A 24,158-nucleotide genomic window follows, 5' to 3' on the forward strand; every position below is an offset into this window, starting at 1 on the left:
AGGGCTCATATAATTAGTTTTAAGACAAAGGCAGCATCTCCGGATTAATGTTAAGCAGTGCCGAAAAACTTTACATATGATAACTGTCTAATTCATAAGAATATAACTATCATATTGCAAATAAAAAACTTCACCCTTTTTAACCACCTTCTTTGAACCGCGTGATTTTCATCTCCTCTACGCTTTGGTTGCTCTATGACTATTGTATCGTCTAGCGACACGAGCCTGATGCCGGAATCGAACCGATAGCTGATAGCTAAAAGATTCTAAGTCTTTCAGCCAAGCCGCCATTTGATGAGATAATATGTGCTTTTCAGGCTTACTAAGGTATTTTACGAAGTGTTTTAAAAAAGAAAATTTTGGTTCGTTACTTATTTGTAACGGTCTTTACCGAGGTTGGGGGATATCCAATAATGAATGCAAGATTATCTCTTCTTCCCAAACTCTTTCCTGTAGGCTATTGGTGTCATTCTGAACTGGAAATGTGCTGAAATTGCTAATTGAATTAAACGCAGAGGAGCAAAGGAAAGGCAGACTTTCCTAAAAGTGAGGGCCTTCATAAGTGGATTTATGTGATAATTATGAAAGAGATCTTATCTTCAAAAAATCTTTAAGATGATGGAAATATCATAATTATTGTCAGGAACGCCTTTGATTAATCGAAGTAAAATATACAAACTAAAGTTCAATGGAAAGTTTTTTTAAAATCGTCACAGACGGCGACTTGAAAGCTGTAAAAGAAAAAATCAGTGAAACAAATATAAATGTTTTGAACGTTAATGATATGTCCCTTTTACAAGTAGGACTTCAGAATAAACGAGATGAAATCGCACATTACTTAATAGAAAAGGGCGTTAATGTTAACTACCAGAATAATAAGGGAATGGTTGCACTACATTATATCGCTGTCTATAAAAATGACTTAAATTTAGCGAAAGCAATTCTTCAAAAAAATGCAGATCCCTCATGACAATCATTGACTTATTTCTTTAGAACGATCCCAACAAGCCGGTTATCTTTTGTAACCCGGTAAATATCCTGCCACCATTTTGCATCTCCACGGCAAGAGGTAATAATCATTTTATTTTTTTGCCGGGTGTAACATCGCAAAGGCAATTGCATTTACTTCTTTTATCCCCAGACGGTAGTAGTGCATTATATCGCCTGGTCTTAGGGGTATAAAGCCAAATGTTGAACGCCCGATAAATACCCATTCCAGCGTCCGGAATTGAAAACGCGAAATCATCATAGCCACCAAAATTGTAATCCTCGATGTAACTTTTTCTTTCGGCTTCCAATGCATCTATTGCATCGGTATTTGCCATTTGCCCCTCACCTTTAGCACTCCTGAAGTAAACAAGGTTTTTAACAGCATCAGTGCTATAATTAATCAGGATATCATTAAGCAGCATTTTTTGAATTTCCTTCCCGGCAGGTTCTAAATTAACTTCTGAAAACTTAAAACGACGGTGGTCTGACCCTCTATCGTACCAGGCGCTCAGTACGTTACCATTTTTTTCTATCAACTAATAGGCTCCTGATGCCTTTCCGTTTACTACCTCTATCCACCTGTAAGAATTGGAATTATCCCTTTTAAATTTCTCTGCTTTAATGCGATCAGTCCCGTTCTGCCGTAATACTGAACAAAAGCACCCTTGCCATCAGGGCCGTGGTAAATATATAAGCTAAAGGGCTTTTCTTCATCAACCGAATTCAGGTAGTAAGACTGGGCCTGCGCACTTAAACTACCGATAAAAAATAGCCTAGCTGTTAACAGAGTAATGATTGTTTTCATCAGGAGAAATGGAAATGTTGGTTTTATATGTATGTAATAGGAGCATAAAACTATGCTAAAATTATCTTGGTAAGATGCGGAAATTCGGGAGTGATCTCAGAAATTTCGGTTAATGGTTTTTGAGTTGGACGTTGTGCATAGGTTTTGGCAATTTGTAAGGAGCTGGTTTTTGTAATTAAAAAACTGCGGCTGCTGGGCTGATTCTCGCTTCCATTGACTTTTTTAATCGAACTTAACAATTTCCTGATGGAAAATCTAGTGGCAAAAGGCATACATACTACGATAAATTAAAAAAAATTATATATTAACGATATGATGAAGTCTATACTTTACAGTCTCTTATTAATCATTGCAGTATTAGTATCATGCAACCAAAACAAGTCATCTCGAAGGGCCATTGATACTGTGCCTAAAACCAATAAAGCCATAGATAAGATATCGAATCAGAAAGATGTTTATATTGGTAAGGAATTCTTTTCCGGCGATGAGCTAAATAGCGTCGAAACTTTCAGAGAACAGAAAACTGGGATTGACAGTATTTCATACAGTATTTATAAAGAAAGAACAAATAACCGCTATATCTTTTCCCTGGAAAGATCTTTAAAAAGTGAAGACGTTGAAAAATACAGGATCATCGATACGATCAACCTAAGATTTGCAGATGTAAGTGTGAGTATTGATGATCTCGGCAGCAATGAAATTTTGTACTTAAAGTCAAATGAAAAACTCCTTAAGAAATGGACTTTTGATAAACATAAGTTTCCAGCAAGCGGTAACCAATTTACAGGAAGTTATACCGGTCATTTTTTAAGAATGAAAGAGGAATCGGGAGATGCACGAGGTTGGGGAACAATTAAAATAAATGTCGATAACGCATCAGCTAATTTTCAACTTGATAGTTATGTGGAAAATGTAAAGAAAGATCTGATAAGAGTAAAAACACAACCGTCTAAAATAGTTTTTGCTGATAAAGAAGATCGTAGTTTGACTTTAATAATCACTAAAAACAGCAATAAATATATTTTTAAAAGCAATTTTATAGATCAGCTGGTCGGTACCAGAGAGACATACAAATTGAAAAAAGACCTGTAAGGTTTTTTACATTAATATTTATGGCTGCCTAATTAAGATAGGACTACACCCTAAATGTCTATTCTGTTTAGATTTAACGAATGATATATTTTTTTAGCAAAAAATATAAGGGCAAAAGGCATATCGTACAAGTAATCGCAGATTTTAGCAGAACTACTTTTAAAATTTCAGCATCTGAAAATGTAGACCAACATGCTTTTCTGGCGACAAATTCATGTCTATTTATAAACAGCCAAAAAATCAGCAAAAATGCAGGGATCAAATAGGCTGTTATTTTTTTATCTATAAATCCTAAGCAAAAGACAATGACCAATTGAATTGGCATTAAAAATAAGATCCCATCAAATAGTGAACTGGTTCCATCTAAGCATGAAATGCCATCTGGTAAAAATAAAGCCATTTGTAATCCGCCTACCAGTGCAGAAACTAGGCTCATAATTAGTGATTTTTTTATTGTATTCAATTTATATCAGTTTATCATTTTCGTTTTGATTTTTTTAAGAGTAAAATACAACCAAACATCAATAACATCATTATTACCAATGAAAGAAATATGGCAGAATAAAAATGATGATCATATTTAGACGGATTTGGTAATCCATCACCATAAGTTTCATCATTCTTATAAAAAGAATAAATAAGGTAAGTTCTAATTAGAAATAGGATCTCTAAAAAGAAAATCAAGCTTAGTATTATTTTGGCTTTTTTAGTCATGATGGACAAAGGATATCTTTTGGATCAAAAACCCTGAATGACTTTGTTGCCATTCTCTTTTTAGATTAATTTCATTAATAAATTTATTTTCAATTTTTATCGATAACACATCCCTATTCTCTATTTTAAGAATGGTAGACCTAAACAGTGTACACCAATCTAGTAACCTTTCCTTAATTAACTACTGATTATAAAATGAATTCAAAAAATCGGTGAATGATTCGGAAACCAGGATGTAGTTTTTGTCTTTCAGAAATTCGGATTCTAAGATATAAATAGCACCATCTTCGGAGATCAGAAAAACATTCCCGCCATTATCGTATGCAAATGGAATTTTTTTTTCAAAAGTAATTCCGCTTTTTTTATGATCAGCTATGGCTTGTTCTATCGGCAGCGTTCCATATTTTATTGAATCAAATCCGTTGATGGTAAAGATATTTTTTAAACCTTTAACATAATCATAAGGTGGATAACCACCATTGTAGTTCAGGTAGTGCTGCCTAAAATCGTCTGGAAGGCTGACTTGAAAATTTTCCTCAAAGTTGTTGAGTTCTTCCTGTGTAAGTTGTTTTTCTGATTGTTCAAATTGCATAAAACAATAATTAATGGTCTTTATATTTTTATTTTTCCAAAATTTAACCAACTATTTTAATTTGCGGTATCATCTTCCAAATCGCTTTATCAGGAGAATGATATTCAGCATTTTTTCAAATTTAATATAAGCCAAGATGCCTTAACCACCAATGACGATATTTCAGCTTATTTTGCTGATTTTTTAACCAGGCTAACTGTAGATTCATTCACTATCTCTCCATCCATTACAAAACTGCTGAATTCGCATCCAAAATCTCTGTTCATCATGGTAAAGTGGGGTTTAACAGCATAGCTAAACCCATATATTTTTCTAATTGGCTCCTTTGCTATTTTGACCATAAGCGTATCGGTCAGCAGGATATTCTTTTTAATGGTGTAGTATCTTTGGTGCCTTAAGGAATCAAAATACTTTTTGGGAAGCGCATCCTTATAATCTGCTATGATCTTACCGTCGCGTTGTATTTTTATCGACACTGAATCTGCGTCATCATAAGAATAGCCAAAAAGACTGACATCTAATTGATCCACGCTGTTTTTTTGCGAACATTCCCTTTCAGCCCTCGCAAACTTCTTTTCATCGCTTTCACAGGCAACAAAAAACGGCAATAAAATGACCGATATGGCTTTTATTAATTTCATCCTTTAGTAATTCCAAATTTTAAACAACAATGATGCCGGGCTATTTGGTTTCAGGGTAGTGTGTGAGTTCCGCTAAAAGTGGCCACTGGTTTTCATCTATCGTGGCCACCTGTTTCGGTCTATATTGTTCACTAGATCTCGCTTAAAAGTGGTCACTTGACTCGTTTTAAGCGGTTTTAAGCTTCTGAAAAGCGGGGATAGATTCAATATTGTTCGTCTAGATCGGATATATTTGGCTCTGTCTTTACAATTCCATTAAGACCGGATGGTAAAAAGCTGGGTGCACATTTTTAGCGAAATCCCGACTTATATTTGCTTATAGCAATTGCAACTAAAAAATACAGTCGAAAAAGGTGAGTGATTCGGTGAGTCACTTTTCAAAAACCTTCCAGATAGCCCTTAGACGCCGAAAAGTGAACGAAGTTCACATCCCAGCGGCATTAAGTACCTTAATCTTTAAAAAGATAATCTATTGCAAATTTGAAATATAACCCCCGACTAGATATTATAAAATGTTAAAAGCAGCAAAAAAAAAATGTAGCCTTTAACATTTACGTTAAATGCTAAATTAAAGTTTAATTACTACTAAACTGTTGTTTAAGCTTACCCATATCATGACTGACCTTGGTATCAAGAACTTTTGCATAGTGCTGAGTAGTTTTTAAGGCAGTATGCCAAGTATTTTTTTTGCTTTCTTAGATAATATAATAAAGCAGATGGAAATTACCTTTCATAATTACTTACTTAGAGTGAAATTAAAGTAAGACAGCAGCTTTCTGGTATCAAGATGTTTAATAACTGAACATGTTGGTGTTCAGTTGATTGAAGTAAAATCGGTGCTTAGTGTTTTTGTTTTGGATACGCACCGAATTACACACTTTTTTATTGTGATTTGATGCATATTTTAGGATTTTGATATCAATAAAAAACCCTGCAAATTACATATTTGCAGGGTTTTAAATTATTTGATATTGATTTTTGTAGCCCGTAGGGGAATCGAACCCCTGTTTCCAGAATGAAAATCTGGCGTCCTCACCCCTAGACGAACGGGCCAATAAATTAGTTCTAAGTTCTTACTTCAAAGGCTGAAACTCAAACCTCGATTTACAACTTTCTACTCAATTTGGTAGCGGGGACACGACTCGAACGTGCGACCTTCGGGTTATGAGCCCGACGAGCTACCAACTGCTCCACCCCGCACTACATACAGCTCGGCTTTTCACTTGAATTAAATCCTTAACTCTGTTTCCGAATTGGAATGCAAAGATATAATTCGTTTCTTTGTGCTGCAAATTTTTTTTAAAAAATATTTCGATGGCGCATAAAGCAGGTTTTGTTAGTATTATAGGTAAACCAAATGTTGGTAAATCAACCTTAATGAATGTGCTTGTAGGTGAGCGACTTAGTATTATTACTCCAAAGGCGCAAACTACAAGACACCGTATTTTAGGTATAGTAAATGAAGAAGATTATCAGATTGTTTTCTCTGATACCCCGGGTATAATTAAACCAAAGTACTCTTTGCAGGAGAGTATGATGAGCTTTGTTAATGGCTCTTTAACTGATGCAGATGTACTTTTATTCGTTACGGATATAAACGAGACGCATGATGAAGACGATGTTCTCGATAAAATCCTCGATCGCGACATTCCAACCATTGTGTTGATTAATAAAATTGATACCGCGTTGCAGGAACAGGTAGATGAAAAAATCGCTTACTGGCAGGAAAAGCTAAAGCCTGTTTCAATTTATGCCATTTCTGCATTACATAACCATAACGTAACAGGTATTTTAGACCATGTTCTTGAGCTGATGCCTGAACATCCGGCTTATTACGATAAGGAAGATCTTACTGATCGCTCTGAACGTTTTTTTGTTTCTGAAATCATCCGGGAAAAGATTTTCCTGAATTACCAGAAGGAAATTCCCTATAGTACCGAAGTTATTGTGAAAAGCTTTAAAGAAGAGCCGCTTAAAAATGGCAAAGGGCAAATGATCAGGATCAGTGCAGAAATTGTAGTGGAGCGTGATTCGCAAAAAAATATTTTAATAGGTACAGGAGGCAGTATGCTAAAAAAAGTAGGTACCGAAGCACGCATACAGGTAGAGAAATTTTTAGACAGCAAAGTCTTTCTCGAATTATTTGTCAAAGTAATCCCTGACTGGAGAAGTAAAAAGAATTATCTGAAAAGTTTTGGTTACGATAACTAACCATCATTCCAGGTTAATGAACTGACAGATAAAGCGATTAAGATCTGCTGAATAAGTATAAAAAACAATTTTAAGTTAAAGGTTACAGAAATTAACAGTACCTTTGCAGCCCGAAATAATTGGGTTATAGTTGATAGTCAATGGCTGATAGCCAAATAGTTTAAGCAAGCTTGCTTAACACCACGATTGTTAACTATAAGCCATTAACTATCAATAATACGTAACATGAGTAATATTATCGCCATTGTAGGCAGACCCAACGTAGGTAAAAGTACCCTTTTTAACAGGCTGACTGAAAGCCGCAAAGCCATTGTTGATGACATGAGCGGTGTAACCCGCGACAGGCATTACGGTGTAGGTGAGTGGACAGACAGACAGTTTACCGTAATCGATACAGGTGGTTATGTAGCCAATTCTGAAGATGTTTATGAAGCTGCTATTCGTGAGCAGGTAATGATTGCTATCGAAGAAGCCAGTGTGCTGATTTTCATGGTAGATGTAACTACCGGAATTACAGACCTTGATGATGACATTGCTCAGGTACTTCGCAGAAGTCAAAAGCCTGTTTTTGTTTGTGCCAATAAGGTAGACAATACAGCCTTATATAACGAGATTCACACCTTTTATGGTTTTGGCTTAGGGGAAGTTTATCCCTTGTCATCCATGACGGGCTCTGGCACTGGAGAGCTATTGGATGAAGTAGTTAAAAACTTTGAAGATATTCCTGAGGAAGAAAACCAATTGCCTAAGATAACCATAGCTGGGCGGCCTAACGTAGGTAAATCATCTCTGGTTAATGCTTTAATTGGTAAAGAAAGAAATATCGTTACTGCAAATGCAGGTACTACCCGCGATTCGATTAAAATCCACTATAACCAGTTTGGTCATGAGTTTATGTTAATTGATACTGCCGGACTACGTAAGAAAACAAAAGTTAAAGAAAATCTGGAATTTTATTCGGTAATGCGTACCATTAAAGCTTTAGAAGAGGCTGATGTGGTTGTATTGATGATCGATGCTCAGGAAGGTATCGAAAGCCAGGATATTAACATTTTTCACCTAGCTGAAAAAAATAAAAAGGGAATCGTAATCCTGATCAATAAATGGGATTTGATCGAGAAGAATACCCAAACCATGAAAGCTTTTGAAGAGCAGATTAAGGAGCGTATTAAACCATTTACAGATGTGCCCATCATTTTTACTTCAGTATTAAACAAGCAACGTATTTTCAAAGCCATCGAAGCTGCTTTAGAAGTATACAAAAACAGAAGTAAGAAAATCCCAACTTCAAAACTTAACGATGTAATGTTGCCTTTAATCGAGAAATTCCCACCTCCGGCGTTAAAAGGTAAGCACATTAAAATTAAATATATTACGCAGATTAATGGAACTTCACCGATGTTTGCGTTCTTCTGTAATTTGCCACAATATATTAAAGATCCTTATAAGCGCTTTCTGGAAAATAAACTGAGAGAAAACTTTGACTTTGCAGGTGCGCCTGTTCAGATTTTCTTCAGACAGAAATAACATTATTTCTGATAAACATCAGAAGCTTAATTTAAATAATACAGGGTTACCATTCAAACAATGGTAGCCCTTTTTGCTATCAGAAAAAGCCTTGGCTAATTTAAAATAATCTAAAACTGAAGTTTCCAGCTCATCATATCATCTACTTCCCCAATATGTTTAAAGCCGTTTTTTTCAAGAATAGAATATGAAGCAACATTGTCCTTCTCTGTTGCTGCAAATATGGATTTCACTTTTGGCTGTGCCTTTGCCCAGCCGATGATCCGGCCAACTGCTTCAGTCATAAAACCTTTCCCCCGAAATTCTTCATAGGTACCATAACCGATTTCTATTTCTCCGTTCAGATCAGGCTCTCCCACAAAGCAGATGTCGCCAACCATTCTATGGTCGGGCTTAGAGATAATTGTCCAAAAAGTGTGATACAGATAATCTTTATCCTGATCAGATACATTAGGCAATACACTTTGCTTTAATGCCGAGCGAAGTGATGATGAGATGTTTTTTTTTGTAGGCAGAAGACCAAACTCTTTTTCAAGCGAATGATCGTCTTTGATGTATTTGACCAGTTGTTTGTGGGTAAGTGGCCTCAAAATGAGTCTATCTGTTTCGATCATATGATTAAATAAACAAACGAATATAAATATTGATTTTTATTGTGGTTAATTAACCTTAAAATTATCACCGATAAAATATTTAATCTTATAAATCATGCCTATTTTTGTGCTAAAATTGTTAGCTTTAAATATCCCTCCAAAATAAAGCAAACTAAAATCATTTTGCCAATGCCAACATTAGAAGAAACTTCTATGCCTGCAGAAATCGCGGCTAAATTTGTTAATTATACCTCCAGGCACGTTTTTTTAACAGGGAAAGCGGGAACAGGAAAAACTACTTTCCTGCGTAAATTAATTCAACTTACGCACAAAAAGGTAATGATTTGTGCACCCACTGGCATTGCGGCAATCAATGCATCAGGAGTAACGATTCACTCTTTGTTTCAGCTCCCTTTCGGCGCCTTTTTGCCAGATGCTGCTACCGGAATTATTAATCAGAACATTACCTTCAACTTCAATACGCCTCGAACGATAGTAAAACACCTGAACATGCAGGGAAATAAACGCCGCATGATTCAGGAGCTCGAATTGCTGGTCATTGATGAGGTTAGTATGTTGCGAGCCGACATGCTGGATGCGATCGATTTCTCATTACGCTACATTCGCAGAAACAGAAATATACCTTTCGGTGGTGTGCAGTTGCTTTTTATAGGTGATCTGTACCAACTTCCTCCGGTAATCAAAAATGATGAATGGAAAGTAATGGCGGGTTTTTATAAAAGCGTTTATTTTTTCGATGCTCTGGCCTTACAGACCAATCCACCTGTCTATATCGAGCTGGATAAAATTTATCGTCAGGACGATGCTGTTTTCATTGACTTGCTGAATAACCTGAGAAACAATCAGATCACAGCCGACGATACTGCATTGTTGAAACAGCATTTCAAACAGGATTTTAAGCCGGGCGCAAATGAAAACTACATCACACTCACCACACATAACAATAAAGCAGATACCATCAATCGCGAACGCTTAACACAGTTAGCTGCAAAGTCATATTTTTTTGATGCGAAAGTCAATGGCGAGTTTAATGAATATGCATATCCGAATGACAGGAGCCTGGAATTAAAGGTTGGTGCACAAGTCATGTTTATCAAAAATGATATGACTGCCGAAAAACGTTATTATAATGGCAAAATCGGTGTCGTTCATCACATTGAAAAAGATACCATTGAAATTGAATTGACTGAAGATAAAACGGTAATTAAGATCTCACCTTACACATGGGAGAATGTTAAATATAAACTGAACGAGGCTACCAATGAGATTGACGAGAATGTGGCTGGTTCATTTGTTCAATATCCAATTAAACTGGCCTGGGCAATTACAGTACATAAAAGTCAAGGTTTAACGTTTGACAGAGCGATTATCGATATCGGTGATGCGTTTGCACCTGGCCAGGCTTACGTAGCCCTGTCGCGTTTGAGGTCTTTAAAAGGGCTCGTATTAACCTCTCACTTGCGTGAAAATGGTTTAATGCAAGACCAGAATATACATTATTTCTCGAAAACACGGCAACCGGCGGAAATCCTCACTGAGCAAATTGGTTTAGAAAGTTACGATTTTGCCAGAACATATTTGCTGTCTGCATTTGACCTGAATCTGGTACGGTATTATTTAAAGGAGCATGTAGAAACCTTCGATAAAAGTGAAGCAAAATCTACCAAACAACGCTATGATGGTTGGACCATGGCGCTATATAAGGATTTTCAGCAGATCACATCTACAGCAGATACTTTCATCAATCAGCTTAAAGCTTTGTTTGCCCAGCGTACTGAACATACGCTATTCAACGTTTCCAAGAGAGTAGAGGCTGCCGTGAAGTATTTTAGCCCCCTAATCAAACAGGTATCAGATAAACTGCTTTCGCAAATTGAATCTATCAAAGAAGAAAAACAGATTAAAACCTATTTAACAGAACTACTCGAACTTGAAATTCTGATATATGAGCAGTTGAAAAAAATACACAAGGCGAAAGCCTTGTTGCTGGCAATTATCGAGGGTAAAGAATTCAGTAAGGCCGATACTGATGCCTTGTTAAATACAACCGAGCGTAACGCACAACTACAAAAGGCTATTCAGCTAAAAGGCGTCGCATTAAAAGTAAAATCGGCTGTTGAAAAAAAGAAAAAAGAACCAAAAGTCGATACTAAGTTTGTCAGCTTCGAATTGTATGAACAGGGTAAAACGGTCCAGGAAATAGCAAAGGAGCGGGGTCTCTCAGTTGGAACTGTTGAAGGGCATTTAGCCTACTTCATCTCTACCCAGCAAATCGATGTAGGGAAATTGGTCAAGCCCAATAAAATTAAAAACATCGCCAATGCTGTCGAGAGTCAGAAAACAAAATCAATGGCTGCTATACGGGAGTTTTTGGGTAAGGATTATTCCTTTGGAGAAATTAAAATGGTCTTGGCTTCCTTGTTTCCATCAGAGGAATGATGAGTGAATCATTATAAGTTTACCCTAAAATTATTTGGAGTTCTGTTTTTCCATTGTAATTCCTGGTAACCGCTGTCTTTAAGAAAATCAAAAATTCCTATCTTAGCATTCGTGGATAATACAAACCTTTTAGCTCAATACATGCCGGCCGAAGCGGCACCGCTGATTGCAAAATGGATAGATTATTTTCAGTGTGAATTCAAAATTGCTAAAACCCGTGCAACCAAGCTTGGTGATTACCGTCATCCTTACCGCGATAAAGGACACCGGATATCAGTGAATTTCAACCTCAATCACTATGCCTTTCTGGTGACGACGGTTCATGAATTTGCCCATCTGTTAACCTGGAACGATTTCAAAAATAAAGTAAAACCACATGGATCAGAATGGAAGAAAAATTTCCAGCGAATGATGAATCCTTTTTTTGAAATGAACGTTTTTCCTGCTGATATCCATCAGGCAATTGACAATTACATGTCGAACCCTGCGGCATCAAGTTGTTCTGATTTACACTTATCCAGGGCTTTAAAAAAATACGATTCTGGTAAGGCAGATATTTTACATGTGGAACAGTTACCCGTAAATACCAATTTCCGAATCAAAGATGGCCGCCGTTTTACCAAAGGTGAGCGCATTAGAAAACGTTATCGCTGCATCTGTATGGATGACAAAAGGGTATATTTGTTTAATCCCCTCGCCGAGGTTTTTTTGCTCGATTAAGCTTGCGTTAGGCAAACTGCTAAACGAATTCGAACTTATCCCCGTCAAATAAACCTTTGTCGCTCAGTTTCAAGCGTGGAATAACCAGTAAAGCCATAAAAGACAGTGTCATGAATGGAGCTTTGAGCGTCGAGCCCAGTTCTTTAGCATACTGATCAATCTGCGTATAACTTTCTGCTACCTGATAGCCATTCTGGTTGCTCATTAAGCCTGCTACCGGTAATGCCAGAACCTGTCTTTTATCATTTCCAATAGCCACAACTCCGCCCGTTTCTTTAATTACCAGATTTACTGCCTCACAAATACTCGCATCATCAACTCCAACAGCGATTATGTTATGACTGTCGTGTGCAACGCTTGAAGCAATAGCACCAGCTTTCAGCCCAAAGTTTTTAACAAATGAAACCGCCACAGGCGCATCATGATAGCGGTTCACCACTACTATTTTTAAAACGTCGTTTTCTGTATCACTTATGATATTCTGATCGAAGATTTTTGGCCTGGCAGAAAGTCTGTTTGTAATCAGCTGACCATCCAATGCTTCAATTACTGCAATTTCATCTTGTGAAGTGAATGGATATACAAAATCTGCTTCCGTTTTAAAGCTACAGTCAAAGTGATTTACGGATTCCTGATCTTCTATATCCTTGACCCAATTTCCAACGGTTTTTCCCTGCTCTGCAAGTAAAATCCCGTTCACATAAGTTTGTTTTATTTTGAAATCTTTAAGGTCATTGGCAATAATGAAATCGGCATCATCACCGAGGCGAAGCTGACCAACTTCTAAGTTATAGTGCGCTATAGGATTAATACAAGCTGCCTGTAATACATTAAAGATGTTTATTCCTCTGGCAACTGCCCTGGCACATAAGGCATTAATATGATCCTCAACCAAACTGTCAGGGTGCTTATCATCGCTACAAAACATAATCATTTCCGGCCAGTCATTTAACAGGTCTACTAACGCGTCAAAATTTTTGGCAGCGCTGCCTTCCCTTATGAGAATTTTCATGCCGCGTTGAAGTTTGTCTAAAGCTTCCTCTGCCGTGAAACATTCATGATCCGTAGATATTCCTGCGTCTATATATTGTTGAACAGCGTCGCCGCGCAAACCAGGTGCGTGGCCGTCTACTGGCTTGCCAACCGCATGTGCAGCAGCTATCTTTTTTAATACTTCCTCATCTTTGTATAGCACCCCGGGAAAATTCATCATCTCACTCAGGTATTTGATTTCCGGTCTTGCTAAAAGTGACTTTACGTCATCATGGTTAAGTTCAGCACCTGCAGTCTCAAATTTCGTGGCAGGAACACAGCTAGGTGCTCCGAAGTTGAATTTAAAAGGTACAGTCTTAGCATTAGACAGCATAAATTCAACTCCCTCCATACCGCAAACATTTGCAATTTCATGAGGATCACTTATTGTTGCGACAGTTCCATGAATAACAGCAAGCCTGGCGAATTCGCTTGGAATAAGCATACTGCTCTCAATGTGGACATGACTGTCTATAAATCCGGGAAGAATAAAGTGAGCCTTATCCACCATTTGAGAAAGCGAAGTAACAGATTTTATTTTTCCATCTTCAACCCTCACTTCACCAAAGAAAATATTACGCTTTGCAATATCAACTATGTTTCCTTCAACTGTAAAATTGCTCATCCTGTTTATATAAATTAACCACGGTAACACATGATTTTGTTTTATAGTGGTAAAACTCTCTAATATTTTAATAATTTATCAATTGTTTCTGCTAGCCTCGCTTTAGCCAGAAAGTTATCTTCCAGTATTCTATTCATTGGAATTGCGGTATCCAGACTGCCGCAGCGCATCACAGGTGCATCCAGGAACTGAAAGCAATGTTCACCGATCCACGCAGATATTTCAGATCCAAAACCATTGGTTAAGGTGTCTTCATGTAAAATTAATACCCTTCCTGTAGCTTCTACAGCAGCTGCAACAGTATCTTTGTCCCAGGGCTGCAAGGTTCTTAAATCAATTAATGTTGCGCTCACATCTGGATGGTCTTTCAGATAATCCAATGCCCAATGCACCCCTAATCCGTAAGTGACGATGACAAATCGATTACCTTCTCTAAGCTTAGCCGCCTTGCCAATTTCTGTGGTATAATAGCCATCAGGTACATTTCCTGTTAAACTCCTGTATAAGTATTTATGTTCAAAATATATTACTGGATTTGGATCTTCAATAGCTGCTAAGAGCAAGCCTTTAGCATCATCGGGAAAGGCTGGGTAAACAATTTTTAAGCCTGGCGTTTTGGTAAACCATGCCTCATTACTTTGCGAATGAAATGGCCCGGCACCAGTTCCTGCTCCTGTAGGCATACGCACCACTACATCTGCATTTTGTCCCCATCGATAATGTGTTTTGGCCAGGTTATTTACGATCTGATTGAAACCTACCGATACAAAATCGGCAAACTGCATTTCTACGACAGATTTGTAACCATTTATAGATAACCCGAGGCCTGCACCAACTATTGCCGATTCGCAGATAGGTGTATTCCGAACCCTTGACTTTCCGTATTTAACGGAAAATCCCTCTGTTATTTTGAAAGCGCCTCCATAGTCTGCAATATCCTGCCCCATTAAAACCAGATTTGGATATTTTTCCATACCCAGATCCAAAGCATTTGATATTGCATCAAGGTAACGCATTTCCCTTTTTAAGCCGGTGGGTTCACTCACTGTTTGCTCGTGAGGATAGTACATGTCAGTTAATTCTGTAAACAAATTTGCTTCCGGCTCCGGCTCATCAAAGGCTTCTTCTACATCGAGCTCAATGGTCTTTTTGATTTCAATTTTAATGTCGACCATTACGTCTGTTGTAAGGATACCTTGATCCAGTAAAAAATGTTCATAGTTACTTAGAGGGTCTTTCTTCTCCCACTCATCAAATAATTCCTGCGGTACATATTTAGTTCCTGAAGCCTCTTCATGCCCCCGCATTCTGAATGTCAAACACTCTACCAACACTGGTCTTGGTTTTTGCCTGATGTCTGCCGCAATCCTGTCAATCGCATCATAAACTTCCAGAATATTATTGCCATCAATTTGAAAACCTTCCATACCATAACCCAGGGCTTTATCAACCAGGTGTTTGCATCGAAACTGCTCTTCAACCGGTGTCGATAGTCCATAACCATTGTTCTCGATCAGGAAAATTACTGGTAAATTCCATACAGCAGCTACATTCAGGGCTTCATGGAAATCACCTTCACTTGTCGCCCCTTCGCCAGTAAAAACAAGGGTTGCTTTCTGTTTTTCGTCCAGTACATCTGCAAGTGCAATTCCATTAGCTAAGGCCAATTGTGGACCGAGGTGTGAAATCATTCCAATGATTTTGTAGTCCTGTGTGCCAAAATGAAAAGAGCGATCACGGCCTTTGGTAAAGCCGGTAAGTTTCCCTTGCCACTGTGCCATAAGTTTTTTTAAAGAAATTTCCCTTGAAGTGAAAACACCAAGGTTGCGGTGCATGGGTAAAATATATTCATCACTTTGCATTGCCAAAGTTGAGCCTACGGCAATTGCTTCCTGGCCAATACCTGAAAACCACTTGCCGATGCGACCCTGACGCAGGAGCTTTAGCATTTTTTCCTCAACCATACGGGGATAAAGCAATCTTTTGTACAAGCTCAATAAAAAACTATCGCTTTTGTTGCCTCGGTTGAAATGCATAATATGATGATTTAATTGTTAGCTAAAATTACTCTTGCTTACCCTTCTTCATTTCTTCATATTGCTTCGCAAAAGATTTATCCGCTAATGTTGGGAGTTCCCGGTATGCTCCCCAGCTTTTTTTAAAGAAACGTTTTAGCATAAAGTTTTTAAACCTGCCACCGAAAAAATCCATCCACTTACGTTTTTGCATCATGCGGCTAAACATGCTCCAACCCATTTCTTCTGTCTTGCCGTTTTCATGCGTTGCTGCTGCATCCCGGCGGTTAAGTAACAGCATCTTATGGATGTCAATCTTTACAGGACAAACTTCTGAGCATTTTCCACATAAACTGGAGGCATAGCTTAGATGTTTAAATTCTTCCATGCCTTTCAAATGTGGGGTAATCACCGATCCAATGGGACCGCTGTAGGTGGTGTTGTAGGTATGCCCACCAATATTTTTGTACACAGGACAGGCATTTAAACATGCTCCACATCGGATGCAATATAAACCCTGGCGTTGATCTTTTTGAGCAAGTAAATTGGTACGTCCATTATCTAAAAGGATGACGTACATTTCTTCAGGCCCATCAGTTTCATCAGGCTGACGTGGACCACTCAAAATGGTATTGTAAACGGTCAGGTTCTGGCCGGTTCCATGAGATGCCAGCAAAGGCCAGAACAGATCAAGGTCGTTAATGGATGGTATTACTTTTTCAATTCCTACGATGGCGATATGAATTTTTGGGAAAGTTGTACTTAAACGAGCGTTCCCTTCATTTTCCGTAATGGCAATACTTCCGGTATCAGCAATCAAAAAGTTTCCACCGCTTATTCCGATATCTGCATTCAAATACTTTTCCCGGAGTAATTCACGTGCTTTTTGAACCAATTGAGGTGGTGTAGCATCAATGGGTGTTCCAAATTTCTCATGGAATAATTTAGCAATATCTGTTGCGCTTAAATGCATTGCCGGGGTAACAATGTGGTAGGGGGCTTGCCCGAGAAGCTGCACAATGTATTCACCCAAATCACTTTCTAAAGATTCAATTTTATTGCTCGCCAGAAAATCGTTCAGATGAATTTCTTCGGTAGTCATCGATTTGGATTTGATGACTGTTTTTCCATTATTTCTTTTAATAATACTAAGAATTTCCCGCTGAGCTTCTTCGGCATCATTTGCCCAGATTACCTTTCCACCCCGTCTTTGGAAGTTTGACTCAAATTCAGGGAGGAATTTATCCAGGTTTTCCATCACACGCCATTTAATTACGTGTGCCTTCTTTTTCGATGCTTCGAGGTTTTCAAATTTAGACAATCCCCTTTCTACCGCAGTATTGTATTTGCCAATATTGTAATTAATGGTTTTACGATGTGGTAAATCGAACGCCTTCTCATCAGATTTCTCTAAAAATTCCTCCGCAGTTTTCATCATAATTCAAAGATAGGATTTTATGTTTCCGTGGAAAGTATAATGCATAAAAAAGCCCTTCGGGTATCGAAGGGCTTAAAATTTTTATTTCTTAGCATTTCCTTTACCATCCATGTCAACAGCCGGGCGTTTTGCCTGGTTGGCCAGCTCCCATGCGGTGTAATAGGTAAGTTGAGCACGTTTAGCCAGCAATGGAAAGTTAATTTTACTAACCTCATCACCTGGTTTGTGGTAATCTTGTTGCAACATACCGTCATAGAAGAAGATAATTGGAATGCCCAATTTGGCGAAATTATAGTGATCTGATCTGTAGTAAATTTGTTCAGGATCTTTTGGATCGTCATATTTATAATCCAGCTTCATTTTGGTATAGGTAGCATTTACACGCTCATTCAATTCGTGTAATTCGCTGCTTAACATTTTCGAACCAACCGAATAGATATAGTTTGCCGAATCTGGTTTGCCCAGATACTCCTCGCCAATACGGCCAATCATGTCGGTATTTAAATCTGCAATAGTATTGGCAACAGGGAATACCGGGTGCTCAGAATACCAGTCTGATCCCCATAAGCCTTTTTCCTCACCAACAACAGTCATAAATAATATACTTCGTTTCGGACCTTTACCAGCTTTTTTAGCATCAACAAAGGCCTTTGCCATTAACAATACTCCGGTTGTTCCCGAGCCATCATCATCGGCACCATTATTTACTTTATCTGTAGCATTGGGATCATTTACCAGTCCTATATGATCATAATGACCCGTTAGTACCAGTACTTCTTTCTTTAACACAGGATCTGAACCTTCAAGATAACCCAGAACATTTTCACAACGAACAGCTGTTTCTGCTTTTGCAGCACTTGCAGAAAATGGAATAGTTAAAATCTGCGAAGCTGGTGCCTGGTTGTCGGTTATTTTCTTTTGTACATCTGCAACTGTAGTGTTTGCTGATTTAAATAAATCATTTGCCAAAGCGGTTGAGATGGCGATGCGGGGAGCCGCATTTTGTGCTTCAAGTGCACTATTGGATTTCACCAAAACTCTTCCTTTATTTTGAGCCTGTTTGGTGTTTTCTGTTATTCTATCTACAGCAGGGTCGATGATAATGATTGCTTTTACCTGGTTTGCTGCAAAATATTTTGCTCTTTCCTCCAACATTGCTCTATAAGTAGCCCTGTCAATTCTTGCACCTGCTTTTAATGTCGGATCTCCGGAACCAAACATCATTACCACTTTGCCTTTAATATCAGTTCCGGCAAAATCATTGTAATTATCTTTCTTGATCGCATAACCAACAAAGACAATTTCATCTGTCGAGAAAGTGAAGCCTTTATCAGAGATTAAGCTTGGTGTTAATACATAATCTTTCTGGTATTCTTTAGGTTGGCCGTTCACCGTCACATGGCTTTCTTTCAGGGTAACGTTAACCAGGTCTATTTTCTGAAAATACTCACCATTAACGGGTCCTTTCAAACCGATAGTTTTAAAATAATTACGGATATAATCTGCAGCCATCCATGCTCCTTTCGTTCCGGTTTCCCGGCCTTCATATTCATCTGATGCCAGCACAGAAAGATGTTTAAAGCCGTCCGCAGGATTGATCGCTTTACTGAACCTCATTGCATCCTTGTTGGGTACGAGAGGTTTTACTTGAGCGAAGCAACTTGCAGAAAGCAGGGTAGCTAAGCTAAGGGTCAAAAATTGTTTATTCATTTGTAAGTTAGTTTTAAGGTTGGTTTAGCAAGATATTTTTTCTACCCGGTTCTGATGACGGCCACCTTCAAATTTGGTGTTTAGAAAGGTTTTAGTAATCTCTTTTGCCTCGTCTTCTGACACAAATCTTGCCGGGATACAAAGCACATTAGCATTATTATGTTTGCGAACAAGTGAGGCTACTTCTTTCTCCCAGCAGAGGCCGGCCCGGATGCCCTGATGCTTATTAGCTGTGATGGCCACACCATTTGCAGATCCGCATAATAAAATACCGTAAGTAAATTCACTATTTTCTACTGCTTCAGCTATAGGATGTGCGAAATCAGGATAGTCCACTGAATCAGCAGTATATGGCCCGAAGTCTTTTACATCATAGTCAGCCAGAAATTTTTTAAGTACTTCTTTGTATTCAAAACCCGCATGGTCTCCGCCAATTGCAATTGTTATTTTATTCTCAGGCATTTCCAAATTTAGAGAGAAATATAAAATCTAAACATAATGTTTTCGTTAGTTAGCATAAAATGCTTTCTCAGCTTTTCTTTTTTTCCTCTCTATGTAAGCAGAAACAAAAATACTTAACTCATATAGCAGAAATAGAGGAGTAGCTACAATCAGCATCGTCATAATATCAGGAGTAGGCGTAACAATGGCAGCAATGATTAAGATAATCACAGCAGCATACCTTCTGCTCGATCTCATTAGCTTAGGTGTCATTAACCCGAGTTTAGAGAGAATAAAAATGATGATGGGAAGTTCGAAAATAATGCCCGTTCCCAATGTTAGCGTGGCCACTGATGAAAGATAGGAATCTACAGTAAATGTATTCTTGATTTCCTCACTTACGGTGTAACCTGTCAGGAAGTTTACGGACAGGGGACAAACCACATAGTACCCGAATAATATACCAATAACAAAAAGAACAGAGGCAAAAAATACAAAACCACTTGCTGATTTACGCTCATTATCATGAAGAGCAGGTTTCACAAATCGCCATATTTCCCATAATAAATAAGGAAAGCCAGCAACAATGCCGCACATTACACACACGTTTAGCTGTAAATTAAACTGGCCGGCCATTTCAGTATTGATGATTTCACCATTTATTTTAGTGATACACATGTCCTTACCCAATGATGGAAAGTGTTCAACCAGTTTGCACATCATCCTGTACGTCCAGAAACTGGGTTTTTTAGGACCGAATATAACTTTATCTAAAATTTCTTCGTTAAAATAAAATGCGATACCTGTAAAAACAGCAATGGCAATTACTGCCCTGATGAGGTGTTTACGGAGAACGTCAAGGTGATCAAAGAACGACATTTCTGCCTCTAAGGTTGTACTCTTTTGTCCAATAGCTTTTGTAAGTAGTGTTTTTTTTAAGTCGCTCATGTTGAAAACAAAAATACCATTCTAAATGAATAGAATGGTATTTACGTGTTAAATATAGAAATAGTTTATGTTATTGTGAGAATTGTATTAAAATAATGCCCACACTCCCTGAAAACAAAAATCAGGAGATGCTTCATTTGTTTTTATCAAATCTGAAGCTTAATCACGCTGAGTGGTTTTAGATTAGCGGGATCGTTGTAGTTGAACTGGTGTACACCATCTTCGCCAGTTACAATCAATGATTTTGGACCAGCAATTACATCAAAGCTTTTTACGCTGTTGATATGTTGCAACAAGTTATTACCAATTTTAGTGTTATCAGTAATATTAAAACTCTTTATTCCAAAAGTTCCTTCACATAAAAATAAGCTATTGCCACTGATGCTCAAACCATGTGGGTTTTGCATTGGAAAAACGGCAATCTGTTTAGGCTGTTTGGGATCTGCAATATCCACAACTTCCAGCTGATTACTCGCCTGTCTGCAGGAATTTCTTGTACGTAAGGTTACGTATGCATATCTGCCTTGCACTACCACCGGATCGCAGGCAAAAACGTGACTATAGGTAGAAAGTTTCACCGGGTTCGCCGGATCTGCTGCACTGAAGATATGCATCCCGGTATTTGTGCCCATAAATAATTTATTTTCGTAAGGGAAAATAGTTTCAACACCCCAAACTAAATTGATTGCCTTAACAAAGGAAGGGTTTGCTGGTGTTTTTACATCGAATAGGCTTAAGTCAAAGCTGCCAACAGTGTACAAATAGTCGTTCAATAAGGTAAATCTGGCCATTGATCCGCCCTGGCCTGTTGAACTGCTGCTTCCGCTGCTATACGATGCCGCATCATACATGATGTTTTTATTATAATTTTTCCTTACAAGTGTGTCTTTATAAACAATCACATATTTTTGGAGGTTAAAGTCAGTGTAGAACTGTTTAAACACGTCATTTACCCGTTTCACCTGTTTTATATTACCAATGTTTGAGATGTCAAATGCCAACAGGTCAACATAACTATCGGCGTATAATATATTATTCTGGATGGCCAGATCTACATTTCCAGGAACCTGAAGAAACGCGATGTTAACAGGATTAGCCGGATTACTGTTGTTATAGATATGAATGCCCTTTGCAGGCTCATTAATGAACAGGTAGTCGTTGAAAATATAAATCTTGCCTGTTTCTTTTGGCTTTGTTGCTTTTGTAATGCCTACTGGCAAGGCCCTCATTTGCTGAGCAGACATCAATTTCGAGATCTGTATCTGTTCAAACTCTTCTCCTTTTTTACACTGGGTAAGTACTGCTAGAGTAAGCATTAAGAGTAATCCGTTAATTAGAACTTTTTTCATGATTAGTGGTTTTTAAGGCTAATACGATATGACTTCGCAAAACGCTACCAGTTTTGAAAAATAATCTCTTAATGCTTAAGGGCTTGTCGAATAACGGAACGCTTTTTACGAAAAAAGGCTATTCATTTTATTGAACAGCCTTTTAAATCTTAAAGGGAATTATTACTCTGAGAATTCGAAGGTTTCCATAAATTTCGTAGTGAAATTACCCGCTCTGAAGTTCGGATCTTTCATTAACTGTAAATGGAAAGGAATAGTTGTTTTAATGCCTTCGATTACAAATTCACCCAAAGCACGTTCCATAGTACAAATGGCTTCTTCACGAGTTTGTGCTACGCAAATTAATTTTGCGATCATTGAATCGTAGTTTGCCGGAATAGAATATCCTGCATAAACGTGTGTATCTACACGAACACCATGTCCTCCAGGAGAGTGGAAGTTCGTAATCTTGCCTGGTGAAGGGCGGAAGTTGTTCGCTGGGTCTTCAGCATTGATGCGACATTCGATTGCATGCATATCAGGGAAATAATTTTTTCCTGATATCGGTATCCCTGCAGCAACTTTGATTTGCTCTTTAATCAAGTCGAAGTTGATAACTTCTTCAGTAACCGGATGTTCTACCTGGATACGAGTATTCATCTCCATGAAGTAGAAGTTACGGTGTTTGTCGACTAAGAATTCAATTGTTCCTGCCCCTTCGTAGCTAACTGCAAGTGCACCTTTAATGGCTGCCTCACCCATGCGAACGCGGAGTTCTTCAGTCATAAATGGTGAAGGAGATTCTTCTACCAGTTTCTGGTGACGGCGCTGAATGGAACAATCGCGCTCAGATAAGTGGCAAGCTTTACCAAACTGATCACCAATAACCTGGATTTCAATGTGACGGGGATCTTCGATATACTTTTCCAGATATAAGCCGTCATTTCCGAAAGCTGCACCAGATTCCTGGCGTGCGCTATCCCATGCATTTTCAAAATCTTCATCCTTCCAAACTACACGCATACCACGACCACCACCACCGGCAGTAGCTTTCAGGATTACAGGATAACCCATCTCATTTGCGATGCTAATCCCTTCCTTTACACTATTAAGCAATCCTTCCGATCCCGGAATAGTTGGTACACCAGCTTTCTTCATCGTATCCTTGGCAGAAGCTTTATCGCCCATACCATTAATCTGTTCAGGGGTTGCGCCGATAAATTTTATACCATATTCGCGGCAAATGTTCGAAAACTTCGCATTTTCGGATAAAAAGCCATAGCCTGGATGTATCGCATCAGCATTTGTTAACTCTGCTGCTGAAATAATATTAGGAATATTTAGGTATGAATCTTTACTAGGTGGAGGACCAATACAAACAGCCTCATCAGCAAAACGTACATGTAAACTTTCGCGATCTGCGGTGGAGTAAACTGCAACAGTTTTGATGCCCATTTCCTTACAGGTGCGGATAATACGCAAAGCGATTTCACCCCTGTTGGCAATTAGTATTTTTTTGAACATAATTTCTTTCTTTGTAATTACACTGGTGAACAATCAAACCGGAGCGTCAATGCCCATCAGTTTAACCATCATAACTCGTGTGATCAGCTTAAATTAAATGCCATGGTTCGTGTTTCCACGAACCATATTATATTTTATTTGGCTTGCGAAAACAAGTCAATTTGTAAAACAGACAGTCTTTTAAATTGGCTCTACTAAAAATAATGGTTGATCGTATTCAACTGGTGATGCATTATCAACCAATATTTTAACGATACGGCCTGAAACTTCACTTTCAATTTCGTTGAAAAGTTTCATTGCTTCAATAATACAAACTACCTTGCCTGTGCCGACTTCATCACCAACATTCACAAACATTGGCTTATCAGGGCTTGATGAGCGGTAAAATGTACCAATCATTGGAGACTTAATTGTAATGTATTTTGAAGTATCTTCTGCAGCTGGTACAGCAGGAGTTGCTGCAACGGGAGCAGTAGGAGCTGTAGCAACAGGAGCAGCAGCCTGTACAAGCGGAGCTTGTGGTACGGTAGCATGAACAACTGTTGGTGCTTGATTTGTTTTGATCGTAATCTTAAAGTTTTCCTGCTCAATAGCAACTTCGTTTACTCCAGAACGAGAAACAAATTTAATCAGTTCCTGAATTTGTTTGATATCCATTTTTTAATCCTTGTTATGTAAAAAATAGTGTATAAATGAATTAACTAAGTTATACTTTTTTTGTTTTATTTTTTCTTTGAAAAGCGGAGCCTTTA

Annotated in this window: 21 protein-coding genes and 2 tRNA genes; 6 read left to right on the forward strand and 17 right to left on the reverse strand. The window is 38.1% G+C overall.

The window, feature by feature from the left end; all coding sequences use genetic code 11:
• The first annotated feature begins 688 nt into the window (after nucleotides 1–688).
• Complete coding sequence (locus R2Q80_RS17880; protein ID WP_316800915.1) at nucleotides 689–970, forward strand: ankyrin repeat domain-containing protein; 282 nt, start codon at nucleotides 689–691, stop codon at nucleotides 968–970.
• Between the two features lie 106 nt (nucleotides 971–1,076).
• Here R2Q80_RS17880 and R2Q80_RS17885 read toward each other — a convergent pair whose 3' ends face one another.
• Together R2Q80_RS17885 and R2Q80_RS17890 are read right to left on the reverse strand one after the other, a co-directional pair.
• Entirely contained in the window at nucleotides 1,077–1,526 is a 450-nt protein-coding gene (locus R2Q80_RS17885; RefSeq protein WP_316800916.1) for a hypothetical protein, read from the reverse strand.
• A 35-nt stretch (nucleotides 1,527–1,561) separates the two neighbouring features.
• The gene (locus R2Q80_RS17890; RefSeq protein ID WP_316800917.1) at nucleotides 1,562–1,795 is read right to left on the reverse strand and encodes a hypothetical protein; all 234 of its coding nucleotides are present in this window, start codon (nucleotides 1,793–1,795) and stop codon (nucleotides 1,562–1,564) included.
• A gap of 405 nt (nucleotides 1,796–2,200) precedes the next feature.
• On the opposite strand from R2Q80_RS17890, the gene R2Q80_RS17895 reads away from it, so the two are divergent.
• Nucleotides 2,201–2,887 carry a hypothetical protein gene (locus R2Q80_RS17895; protein ID WP_316800918.1) on the forward strand — a complete coding sequence of 229 codons (687 nt, stop codon included), beginning with the start codon at nucleotides 2,201–2,203 and terminating at the stop codon, nucleotides 2,885–2,887.
• Nucleotides 2,888–2,960: 73 nt separating this feature from the next.
• On the opposite strand, the gene R2Q80_RS17900 is transcribed toward R2Q80_RS17895, so the two are convergent.
• From R2Q80_RS17900 to R2Q80_RS17920, 5 genes are all read right to left on the reverse strand, one after another.
• A complete protein-coding gene (locus tag R2Q80_RS17900; protein WP_316800919.1) occupies nucleotides 2,961–3,323 on the reverse strand; it encodes an MFS transporter in 363 nt (120 codons plus the stop codon).
• A gap of 459 nt (nucleotides 3,324–3,782) precedes the next feature.
• Nucleotides 3,783–4,193 (reverse strand): SMI1/KNR4 family protein, encoded by a 411-nt coding sequence (locus R2Q80_RS17905; protein WP_316800920.1) that lies wholly within the window; start codon nucleotides 4,191–4,193, stop codon nucleotides 3,783–3,785.
• Between the two features lie 167 nt (nucleotides 4,194–4,360).
• Nucleotides 4,361–4,834: a hypothetical protein gene (locus R2Q80_RS17910; protein ID WP_316800921.1), complete on the reverse strand. Its 474-nt coding sequence runs from the start codon at nucleotides 4,832–4,834 to the stop codon at nucleotides 4,361–4,363.
• A gap of 981 nt (nucleotides 4,835–5,815) precedes the next feature.
• Nucleotides 5,816–5,887 (reverse strand) — tRNA-Glu (locus R2Q80_RS17915).
• Between the two features lie 71 nt (nucleotides 5,888–5,958).
• Nucleotides 5,959–6,034 (reverse strand) — tRNA-Met (locus R2Q80_RS17920).
• 114 nt (nucleotides 6,035–6,148) lie between these two features.
• Here R2Q80_RS17920 and era point away from each other — a divergent pair.
• Both era and der read left to right on the forward strand, forming a co-directional pair.
• Nucleotides 6,149–7,045 carry a GTPase Era gene (gene era, locus R2Q80_RS17925; protein WP_316800922.1) on the forward strand — a complete coding sequence of 299 codons (897 nt, stop codon included), beginning with the start codon at nucleotides 6,149–6,151 and terminating at the stop codon, nucleotides 7,043–7,045.
• Nucleotides 7,046–7,270: 225 nt separating this feature from the next.
• A complete protein-coding gene (der, locus tag R2Q80_RS17930) occupies nucleotides 7,271–8,572 on the forward strand; it encodes a ribosome biogenesis GTPase Der (protein WP_316800923.1) in 1,302 nt (433 codons plus the stop codon).
• A 110-nt stretch (nucleotides 8,573–8,682) separates the two neighbouring features.
• Here the strand turns inward: der and R2Q80_RS17935 are convergent, their stop codons facing one another.
• The gene (locus R2Q80_RS17935; protein ID WP_316800924.1) at nucleotides 8,683–9,186 is read right to left on the reverse strand and encodes a GNAT family N-acetyltransferase; all 504 of its coding nucleotides are present in this window, start codon (nucleotides 9,184–9,186) and stop codon (nucleotides 8,683–8,685) included.
• A 168-nt stretch (nucleotides 9,187–9,354) separates the two neighbouring features.
• Between R2Q80_RS17935 and R2Q80_RS17940 the strand changes: the two genes are divergently transcribed.
• Both R2Q80_RS17940 and R2Q80_RS17945 read left to right on the forward strand, forming a co-directional pair.
• A complete protein-coding gene (locus R2Q80_RS17940) occupies nucleotides 9,355–11,625 on the forward strand; it encodes a helix-turn-helix domain-containing protein (protein WP_316800925.1) in 2,271 nt (756 codons plus the stop codon).
• A gap of 141 nt (nucleotides 11,626–11,766) precedes the next feature.
• The gene (locus R2Q80_RS17945) at nucleotides 11,767–12,345 is read left to right on the forward strand and encodes a SprT-like domain-containing protein (protein ID WP_410478764.1); all 579 of its coding nucleotides are present in this window, start codon (nucleotides 11,767–11,769) and stop codon (nucleotides 12,343–12,345) included.
• A gap of 19 nt (nucleotides 12,346–12,364) precedes the next feature.
• On the opposite strand, the gene ade is transcribed toward R2Q80_RS17945, so the two are convergent.
• From ade to accB, 9 genes are all read right to left on the reverse strand, one after another.
• Nucleotides 12,365–14,002, reverse strand: a complete 1,638-nt coding sequence (gene ade / locus R2Q80_RS17950; protein ID WP_316800927.1) for an adenine deaminase — start codon at nucleotides 14,000–14,002, stop codon at nucleotides 12,365–12,367.
• Nucleotides 14,003–14,061: 59 nt separating this feature from the next.
• The gene (locus R2Q80_RS17955; protein ID WP_316800928.1) at nucleotides 14,062–16,038 is read right to left on the reverse strand and encodes a dehydrogenase E1 component subunit alpha/beta; all 1,977 of its coding nucleotides are present in this window, start codon (nucleotides 16,036–16,038) and stop codon (nucleotides 14,062–14,064) included.
• Nucleotides 16,039–16,066: 28 nt separating this feature from the next.
• The gene (locus R2Q80_RS17960; protein WP_316800929.1) at nucleotides 16,067–17,455 is read right to left on the reverse strand and encodes a LutB/LldF family L-lactate oxidation iron-sulfur protein; all 1,389 of its coding nucleotides are present in this window, start codon (nucleotides 17,453–17,455) and stop codon (nucleotides 16,067–16,069) included.
• A gap of 81 nt (nucleotides 17,456–17,536) precedes the next feature.
• Nucleotides 17,537–19,165, reverse strand: a complete 1,629-nt coding sequence (locus R2Q80_RS17965) for a M28 family peptidase (RefSeq protein ID WP_316800930.1) — start codon at nucleotides 19,163–19,165, stop codon at nucleotides 17,537–17,539.
• Nucleotides 19,166–19,189: 24 nt separating this feature from the next.
• Complete coding sequence (gene rpiB / locus R2Q80_RS17970; RefSeq protein WP_316800931.1) at nucleotides 19,190–19,627, reverse strand: ribose 5-phosphate isomerase B; 438 nt, start codon at nucleotides 19,625–19,627, stop codon at nucleotides 19,190–19,192.
• A gap of 45 nt (nucleotides 19,628–19,672) precedes the next feature.
• Nucleotides 19,673–20,554, reverse strand: coding sequence for a twin-arginine translocase subunit TatC (gene tatC, locus R2Q80_RS17975; RefSeq protein ID WP_316800932.1), 882 nt, complete (start codon nucleotides 20,552–20,554; stop codon nucleotides 19,673–19,675).
• A gap of 146 nt (nucleotides 20,555–20,700) precedes the next feature.
• Complete coding sequence (locus R2Q80_RS17980; RefSeq protein ID WP_316800933.1) at nucleotides 20,701–21,903, reverse strand: hypothetical protein; 1,203 nt, start codon at nucleotides 21,901–21,903, stop codon at nucleotides 20,701–20,703.
• A 162-nt stretch (nucleotides 21,904–22,065) separates the two neighbouring features.
• Entirely contained in the window at nucleotides 22,066–23,406 is a 1,341-nt protein-coding gene (accC, locus tag R2Q80_RS17985) for an acetyl-CoA carboxylase biotin carboxylase subunit (protein ID WP_316800934.1), read from the reverse strand.
• A 180-nt stretch (nucleotides 23,407–23,586) separates the two neighbouring features.
• Entirely contained in the window at nucleotides 23,587–24,063 is a 477-nt protein-coding gene (gene accB, locus R2Q80_RS17990) for an acetyl-CoA carboxylase biotin carboxyl carrier protein (protein ID WP_316800935.1), read from the reverse strand.
• Nucleotides 24,064–24,158: the final 95 nt, after the last annotated feature.

Source organism: Pedobacter frigidisoli, from assembly GCF_032678525.1.
Classification (GTDB): domain Bacteria; phylum Bacteroidota; class Bacteroidia; order Sphingobacteriales; family Sphingobacteriaceae; genus Pedobacter; species Pedobacter frigidisoli_A.

Excerpts from the sequence above, each read along its gene's own strand:
- R2Q80_RS17880 (WP_316800915.1), top strand. The coding sequence starts at position 689 with ATGGAAAGTTTTTTTAAAATCGTCACAGACGGCGACTTGAAAGCTGTA.
- R2Q80_RS17890 (WP_316800917.1), bottom strand. The coding sequence starts at position 1,795 with ATGAAAACAATCATTACTCTGTTAACAGCTAGGCTATTTTTTATCGGT.
- R2Q80_RS17900 (WP_316800919.1), bottom strand. The coding sequence starts at position 3,323 with ATGAGCCTAGTTTCTGCACTGGTAGGCGGATTACAAATGGCTTTATTT.
- R2Q80_RS17905 (WP_316800920.1), bottom strand. The coding sequence starts at position 4,193 with ATGCAATTTGAACAATCAGAAAAACAACTTACACAGGAAGAACTCAAC.
- R2Q80_RS17910 (WP_316800921.1), bottom strand. The coding sequence starts at position 4,834 with ATGAAATTAATAAAAGCCATATCGGTCATTTTATTGCCGTTTTTTGTT.
- era (WP_316800922.1), top strand. The coding sequence starts at position 6,149 with ATGGCGCATAAAGCAGGTTTTGTTAGTATTATAGGTAAACCAAATGTT.
- der (WP_316800923.1), top strand. The coding sequence starts at position 7,271 with ATGAGTAATATTATCGCCATTGTAGGCAGACCCAACGTAGGTAAAAGT.
- R2Q80_RS17935 (WP_316800924.1), bottom strand. The coding sequence starts at position 9,186 with ATGATCGAAACAGATAGACTCATTTTGAGGCCACTTACCCACAAACAA.
- R2Q80_RS17940 (WP_316800925.1), top strand. The coding sequence starts at position 9,355 with ATGCCAACATTAGAAGAAACTTCTATGCCTGCAGAAATCGCGGCTAAA.
- R2Q80_RS17945 (WP_410478764.1), top strand. The coding sequence starts at position 11,767 with ATGCCGGCCGAAGCGGCACCGCTGATTGCAAAATGGATAGATTATTTT.
- ade (WP_316800927.1), bottom strand. The coding sequence starts at position 14,002 with ATGAGCAATTTTACAGTTGAAGGAAACATAGTTGATATTGCAAAGCGT.
- R2Q80_RS17955 (WP_316800928.1), bottom strand. The coding sequence starts at position 16,038 with ATGCATTTCAACCGAGGCAACAAAAGCGATAGTTTTTTATTGAGCTTG.
- R2Q80_RS17960 (WP_316800929.1), bottom strand. The coding sequence starts at position 17,455 with ATGATGAAAACTGCGGAGGAATTTTTAGAGAAATCTGATGAGAAGGCG.
- R2Q80_RS17965 (WP_316800930.1), bottom strand. The coding sequence starts at position 19,165 with ATGAATAAACAATTTTTGACCCTTAGCTTAGCTACCCTGCTTTCTGCA.
- rpiB (WP_316800931.1), bottom strand. The coding sequence starts at position 19,627 with ATGCCTGAGAATAAAATAACAATTGCAATTGGCGGAGACCATGCGGGT.
- tatC (WP_316800932.1), bottom strand. The coding sequence starts at position 20,554 with ATGAGCGACTTAAAAAAAACACTACTTACAAAAGCTATTGGACAAAAG.
- R2Q80_RS17980 (WP_316800933.1), bottom strand. The coding sequence starts at position 21,903 with ATGAAAAAAGTTCTAATTAACGGATTACTCTTAATGCTTACTCTAGCA.
- accC (WP_316800934.1), bottom strand. The coding sequence starts at position 23,406 with ATGTTCAAAAAAATACTAATTGCCAACAGGGGTGAAATCGCTTTGCGT.
- accB (WP_316800935.1), bottom strand. The coding sequence starts at position 24,063 with ATGGATATCAAACAAATTCAGGAACTGATTAAATTTGTTTCTCGTTCT.